Source organism: Pseudonocardia sp. (assembly GCF_025965585.1).
Taxonomy (GTDB): domain Bacteria; phylum Actinomycetota; class Actinomycetes; order Mycobacteriales; family Pseudonocardiaceae; genus Pseudonocardia.
The window spans coordinates 1-6,799 of sequence record NZ_JAOPWR010000401.1; the positions used below are offsets into that span (position 1 = coordinate 1).

At 66.1% G+C, this 6,799-nt stretch carries 7 protein-coding genes and 1 pseudogene; 2 read left to right on the forward strand and 6 right to left on the reverse strand.

Translation table 11 applies throughout. The features are described 5' to 3' along the window. Positions 1-17: 17 nt before the first annotated feature. On the reverse strand, positions 18-1,286 hold the full coding sequence (locus tag JWR81_RS24830) for an ATP-binding protein (protein ID WP_297657951.1): 1,269 nt from the start codon (positions 1,284-1,286) through the stop codon (positions 18-20). Between the two features lie 274 nt (positions 1,287-1,560). Between JWR81_RS24830 and JWR81_RS24835 the strand changes: the two genes are divergently transcribed. Then, positions 1,561-2,331: a hypothetical protein gene (locus JWR81_RS24835; RefSeq protein WP_297657966.1), complete on the forward strand. Its 771-nt coding sequence runs from the start codon at positions 1,561-1,563 to the stop codon at positions 2,329-2,331. 248 nt (positions 2,332-2,579) lie between these two features. After that, positions 2,580-2,957: a hypothetical protein gene (locus JWR81_RS24840; RefSeq protein WP_297657954.1), complete on the forward strand. Its 378-nt coding sequence runs from the start codon at positions 2,580-2,582 to the stop codon at positions 2,955-2,957. A 92-nt stretch (positions 2,958-3,049) separates the two neighbouring features. On the opposite strand, the gene JWR81_RS24845 is transcribed toward JWR81_RS24840, so the two are convergent. From JWR81_RS24845 to JWR81_RS24865, 5 genes and pseudogenes are all read right to left on the reverse strand, one after another. Further along, positions 3,050-3,520, reverse strand: coding sequence for a hypothetical protein (locus JWR81_RS24845; RefSeq protein WP_297657957.1), 471 nt, complete (start codon positions 3,518-3,520; stop codon positions 3,050-3,052). Then, the gene (locus JWR81_RS24850; RefSeq protein ID WP_297657960.1) at positions 3,517-3,711 is read right to left on the reverse strand and encodes a hypothetical protein; all 195 of its coding nucleotides are present in this window, start codon (positions 3,709-3,711) and stop codon (positions 3,517-3,519) included. Before JWR81_RS24850 ends, JWR81_RS24845 begins: the two co-directional genes overlap by 4 nt. A gap of 587 nt (positions 3,712-4,298) precedes the next feature. After that, positions 4,299-5,372: an IS110 family transposase gene (locus JWR81_RS24855; RefSeq protein WP_297657969.1), complete on the reverse strand. Its 1,074-nt coding sequence runs from the start codon at positions 5,370-5,372 to the stop codon at positions 4,299-4,301. Between the two features lie 549 nt (positions 5,373-5,921). Continuing rightward, positions 5,922-6,197 (reverse strand): hypothetical protein, encoded by a 276-nt coding sequence (locus JWR81_RS24860; RefSeq protein ID WP_297657963.1) that lies wholly within the window; start codon positions 6,195-6,197, stop codon positions 5,922-5,924. Positions 6,198-6,572: 375 nt separating this feature from the next. Beyond that, positions 6,573-6,799 (reverse strand): annotated as a pseudogene (locus tag JWR81_RS24865) (phosphoribulokinase); the annotation flags it as partial.

The window sequence follows — 6,799 nt, forward strand, 5'->3', positions numbered from 1 at the left end:
CGGCCGGGTCCGGGCCGTCAGCGCGGGCTCGTGCTCGCGGGACGCGGCGCGGCCACCACGTCGTCCGCGCGGGCGGCGGGCAGGAAGATCGTGAACATCGCCGGGCGGGCCCGGGAGAGCTCGAGGCGCCCGCCGTCGGCCTCCACCAGCGCGCGGGCGAGCGCCAGCCCCAGTCCCGTGGACGACCCGACCGACACCCCGCGGTCGAACACGTGCGGCACCAGCTCTTCCGGCACACCCGCGCCGGAGTCCGAGACCTCCACCGCGATGCTGTTCTCCGCCGAACGCGCGCTGAGGGTGACGGTGCCGCCGCCGTGCTGGATAGCGTTGTCCACCAGCGCGCCGACGGCCTCGCGGATACGGGTGGGCGTGACTCGGGCGAGCAGCCCGTCGGGCACGCGGAACTTGAGCGAGCGGCCGGCCGCCTTGAGCGCGGGGCGCCACTCGTCGGCCACGGCGGACAGCCCCTGACGCAGGTCCTGCAGCTCGGCGCCGGCGGCGCGGGCGGCGCGGGCGGAGTCCAGCAGCTCGTCGAGCACAGCCGTGAGCTTCTCGGTCTGCTCCAGCGCGGCGATGGCCTCGCGCCGGGCGCTGGGATCGGGGTGGGTGGCGAGCTCGTCGAGACGCAGCTGCAGGGCGGTCAACCGGCTGCGCAGCTGGTGGGAGACGTCGCCGACGAGCTCCCGCTCGCGCTGGACGAGCTCGGAGAGCGCCGCGGCCGAGGTGTCGAGGACGTCGGAGACGCGGTCCAGCTCCGGGATGCCGTGCCGGTTCGGCGCGGACCGGAAGTCGCCCGCGCCGAGCCGCGCGGCCCGGTCGGCGACGTCGGAGAGCGGCTCGGCCAGCCGTCGCGCCGTGACGGTGGCGACGACGGCCCCGGTGCCCACCGACAGCACCACGAGCAGCAGCACGATGAGCGTGACCTGGATCTGCTGGGCGCGCAGGTCGGAGAGCGGCTCCTCGAGGATGAGCGTCCCGCCCGAACCGAACGTCTGCGTGACCGTCACCGGGTCGTCCCCGACGTCGGCGCCGATCACCTGGGTCGGCTGCCCGGCCCGCTGCAGGACGAGCCGGCCTCCCGCGGGCACCGCGAGCTCGATGGCGGCCTTCTCGAGGTCCGGGTCGGCTCCGTTGAGCCGCGGGATCACCTGCTCCAGGCGACCCGCCAGTGCGCGGGTGGTGATGTCCTCCACGAGCCGCCACGTGGTGATGGCCAGCGGGCCGCCGAGCACGAGCGCGGTGATGGTGACGACCAGCAATGTGGACTGCAGGATGCGACGGCGCACAGAAGTCCCGGTCAGTCGTGGTTGAAGCGGAACAGATGCAGGGTCTGTTCGTCCTTGAACATCATGCCGCGAAGGTACTCGTTAGCTGCGTGGACGGGGTGAAGCAGGCCATGATCATCGTTCGTCGTTGAGCGTCCGTGAGCAACGTCTGCGGTCCATCTGCGGTCCAGCGCGGTGATCAACTGTCCGTCACCGACGGTACCTCCACGTACTGTCGGTGGTCGTCGATACCCTCTGTCGTGTGATCGCAAGTGTTGGTCGGCTACTCTAGGCGATCCAGGCGGGGGCTGTTGACAGCAGTGCTCCGATCGCCGATCTCCTGCGCAAGGTCATCGCTCTCGGCGGTCAAGCGGGATCGACCGAGCTTCGCGACTGGGCAACCAGGGAGCTGCGTGGATACGGGCCCGACAACGACTTGCCGGAGTACCGCAAGATCCCCGCACCCCTCGGCCGTGCGCGCGTCGACATGATCAACGCAGCGTGGCACGCGCGGGGCCAATCGATCAGCACATTGGATCTTCCCGAGGTTGCTCGGGATAAGATCACGAATCAGGTCAATCTCGAAGCAGGCATCGGCGAGATCGAACGGCTTGCTCGGTCAGCGACGGAGGGCCACGTCAGGCTCCAACCGGACGGTGCTCCTGAACTTGTGAGACTTATGAATGCCCGGCCGAAGTGGAACGCGACCATCCAGGAGATCTACTGGAGTGTCTCGCCCGTTGCCCTTGATGGCATCGTCGAGCAGGTGCGGACGACCCTCGCCATCATGATCGCCGAGATCTCAGCCAACCTGCCCGAAGGAGTCGACACTCCGCCTGCCGAGGTCGCAACCAACGCCATCACTTTCGCCGTCACAGGCAAGCGAAACAAGATCAGCTTGGCCGGTGCCCAAGGGGACGGCGCGGTGGGCACACCGTCGGCCCAGCCTGACGAACAGTGGCTTTCACCCTGGCTGAAGATCGCCGGGTCCGTATTGCTTGGCGTCGTGTTCATCGTAGGTCTGATTTTTACCCTGATGCAGGTCCAGGGCTGGCACTTCAGGTAGACACAGCGGCCAACACGTCGACCGCCCAGTCAGCGGCTAGACGACTCGCCGACGCTGATGCATCACTCGGCGCGTCGGAACCACAGGCATGTGAGATAGCCGCCAAGTAGGTATCAGGTACCACCCACACGGTTGATTGGTCCTCGATCGATCGCCCCATACTTTTAATACCCATGGCGCGAACACGGCTTCTCAAGAAGAGCACACAGAAGAAGCTGGCTCGCACCTGGGGGTACATACTCATCCCAGTGATCTTCTGGGGTTGGTACACCCACTACTTGGGTTACGGGGCCATTGCCATCCTGTCGGCTATAGCAACGTTGTTCTTTCTGTTCCAAGCCAGGGTGCCGTGTGGGGCGTTGAACAGGGATGGCAAGACGCATTGCATCCATAACGGCAAAGGTCTGCTTGGCGGCTGCAACCAGGTTGTCGCTCACAAGTGGTACAACGCCAAGATGTTAGTTCATCGAAGTACATGGGGACGCTTCGTCAGCAACGCCTTCCGCAAGTTCTACGGGGCCGCCGCCTTCTTGGCCGCAATGGCGACGGTCCTGTCTGCCCTAATCTCTGCAGGCGCATTGGTTGTCGCGACTTTCGCTTACCTGGACCCTCGCGCCCCGAAGTAGCAGTACGGAAAATCGTTTAGGCGAGGGGGCCGAAGCCCCCGTCACCCTTCGCACGACTTCAGCGTGCCTGGACGAGACTCACGTCCGCCCCTCTAGCCCTCGCGGGCGATCTTGATCTCCTCGACTACTTGCGGATCGGGACATGCCACCGTCCCAGTGCTCTGCCTGTGCACGAGATGGTCGTAGCCATCAAGGCCGCCAAACCACTCGCCAAGCTCTCCGCAAGTCCCGCAACGATCAGGCTCCTCCTTCATGAACGCGTCTTCAGCCGCTTCTAACATGTTCTCGTACTGAACACGCATGTTGCCGACACCTTCACGTACGGCATCGAACAGCATCTCCAAATCGTCAAGGGGACCGCCGAACTGGATGCCGCTGATTATTACGTTCCCGATGGGTGGACCGTCAGGCAGCGTATCGGGCTTCTGGCAATCATGTGACAGCGTGTTCAGGTAAGTGTTTGGCAATCCTGTCGGGTTCCACACGGAAACGCAGGGGGAATCTGACCCGTTACCATGCTTGTCGTACCAATCGTTCTGAGCGATGTGGACAAAGTCTTTCATTGTCCGCCCACTCTCAGAATGCCGCCCATACCCGCAAGCGGATTCGGCTTGCCGTAGCCGCGAGGGTAAGTATTGCGGAGCATCCATTGCAGAACGGCCATCCGTTCCATCTGCTCAAAGTTCGGGATCTCGATTCTGTCTGATTTAACCTTGTACGAACGACCTTCATAAAATGCAATCCGCTTTGGCATTTCAACCTCTCCTTGCTTGCTTATTATTTTTTTAGTACTAATATCAGTACAACGCAAATGATTTGAGGCAGAAATGGATAAAAGTTTAAAGGTCCGGCGGGTGCGCTTGGAAGACCTCAGCGCAGGGCAACCGTGCTTGGTGCCGGTGGGTGCCTTCTATAAAGTTGAGGGCCGCTGGGTGGTAGACGAAGAGGTTGACGCGTTCGCCTACGTCATCGAGCCAGACGAGTGATCCTGCTTACTACGCAGGACAGCCGACCAACTGATATGGGGGCACCTTCTGTCAAGTGCCCATGCGTTTGTGGCCGCGGTGGCTGGCATCGGGGCCTGGTCGAAGCGTTGTGGGGCTGGCAGGGGCGGTGGTGGAAAGGCTGTCGTGGTCGACGCGCGGTCAGACTGATATGCGCGGGTTGGTTACCGCATGACCGGATGTTCGTCGGGAGCGTTCCGCGTCTCTAGAAGTCGAGCATCGCCGCACCCTGGTCATCATCTGTGATCACCAGGATGCGGCTGCTCATAGTTGTGCCGCGGGTCGCTCCTCGCACTTGCCTGTCACCACCGCCCCGCCAGCTGACCGGGGGGAGAGCTCAGTCGTCCATGACCGCGAGGCTCCAGGTCCAGCCGGCGAGCTCGCGGGCCACCGCGACGGCACTGATCGTGGAGCGTTTTCCACGCGCATCCAGCCGCACCCAGCGTCGATGCAGGCGACGGTTGCCCTGCTCGGCGCGGTCGCGGACTGCGGGTGGTTGGCCACCGCGGCGGCGGATCAACTCCCGGCTGGGCCGATAGGGCTTGCGGTGATGCCAGGCCGCCTCCACCAACAACCGCCGGGCGTGGCCGTTGCCGGTCTTGGTGATCCCACCCTGAGACCGCCGGGCGCCACTCGAGGACTCCGAGGGCACCAAACCCACGTAGGAGCCGATCGTGGAGCCGGTGAACCGGTGCCAGTCCCCGATCTCGACCGCCAGCCCGAACCCGGTCAACGTCCCGACCCCGCGCAGACAGCCCAACCGGTTCACCACCGGCGCGAACGAACTGCTGGCCGCCATCTCGGTGATCGCGGCATCCAGCCGGTCCCGCCGGGCATGCACACTCAGCACCGCGTCGAAGGCCTCATCGAACGCGAGCCGGACCCCGACCCGGTCGAACCGTTGCGACCGCAACCACGCCTCGTGCGCCCCGGTCCACGCGGAGTTCTCCCACACCAGGCCCTGGCGCAGCAGCAGTTTCGACACGCGGTGCCGGGCCCGCATCAGGTCCCCGCGGGCATCCTCACGAGCCCGCACCAGATCCCGCGCCGCTTCCTCAGCCTCGGAGGGCACCCGCACTCCGGGCAGCTCACCGATCCGCAACAACCGGGCCAACCGCTCCGCGTCACGCCGGTCGGTCTTGACCCGGTCCCCAGCCGGGCGTTCCAGCTTCGAGGGCGCCACCACCTCACACCGCACCCCCACCGCGGCCAGCGCCCGGGCCAGACCGAACCCGGTCGGGCCGGCCTCATAGGTCACCGCCACCGGCCCCGGCAACGACATCACCCAGTCCACGATCGCATCGGTCTTCGGGGACAACCGCAACGTGGCGATCTCCCCGCCCTCATTGTCGATCACGCAACCTACGACTGATCGGGCGTGAACATCCAGGCCCACGCACGTACGCTCCATCAGCACCGGCGCCTCCCGTAAATGCGGCACCGCCACCCGCCGTGACGGTGACCCGCGCCAACTTACGAGCGAGGCGCCGGCCCCTCATACGGGCTAACAACGATGACAACTGTCGCTCAACGTTCCTGCAGATCACGGCGGGTATGGGCCCTACGGCCTGCGGCGCTGCATCTCGGTCACGATTTCCGCTTCAACGTGTGATCCGGCTTATTCGCGCGGGTCAGGGGCTTGTGGGCCGTCGCTGGTCGCAGCAAGTCCGCACGATTTTGAAGTGCCGAATCCATGAGACGGTCTGCGGCGGTCCGCGTGGTATTGGCGGGCGCTCTTACGGGACCAGTTCGCCGCCGCGGCCGGTTCGCCGCGTTGTCGCCTACCCTGCCAGACGTCGACCGGACCCATCCGCTGAGCAGGGGCAGCGCGGGAAGTGCAGGCCGGCACCGGGTTGCCCGGCTGCTGGAAGTGGTGCGGTGCGAACTGGCTGCCGAACGCGCCGGCCTCACCACGCTCACCACCTCTGCCCAGCAAACAGGTTTCGCGGCGGGCGGAGGGTCAGATTGGGGTGTGGATGCCGGTCAGCTGTTCCGACGCGGTCCAGAGGCGGCGGGCCAGCTCCGGGTCCTGCGCCGTGGCGGACCGGTTGATGAGTTGCGGCGCGCCGCGCATGTGGGCGAAGTGGCTGGGGCCGGCGAAGCTGTTGCCGGGGATGTCGGCGGTGGCGGCGTACAGGGTGGGCAGCGCGCCGTGGTCGGCGTCCTGAGCGAGTAGCCGGAGCACGGCCGTCCGCAGCAGATCGGCGGGGCGCCGGGGGCCGTCCTGGTGGTACATGTTCGATGGCGCTCGATCAGAGAGCCGGCCTCGGGTGCGGGCGCCTCGCGGCGGCACAGCGAGCCTGGGTGTCGCGAGCCGAGCGGTTATCGTGTCGGCAGCTGACCCACCTCTCCGCCCGGCGCCCGCATCTGCTGGCGCCGGCACGCCAAGGGCACGGTAGGCACGTCACCGAGGGCCTCGACCTCACTCCGGCGGAGGCGAGGGCGTCGTAATCCGCCCGGGCCACACCCTGTGGTGCCCGTCTGGAGAGTGGCGGCGGCGCGGGCGCCGTCCCCGTTTTCTTCATGACCCATCCGGCCTCCGGGACGGCCTCGCGGAAGCACAAGGCGAGTAGGGGTGTCGCCGGCCGGAGCACGCGCGCCAGGACCCTGCTCACGGACGGCCGAGGGCCTGGTTCCGCCGTTCGACCAATCGCCAGACCATCGGCGTGAAGATGAGCTGCATCGCGAGGTCCATCTTGCCGCCCGGGCAGACGATCGTGTTCGGGCGGGACATGAACGAGTCGTGCAGCATCGAGAGCAGGTACGAGAAGTCGATGCCCCTCGGATCGGCGAAGCGGATGATGAGCATCGACTCGTCCAGCGTCGGGATCGACCGGG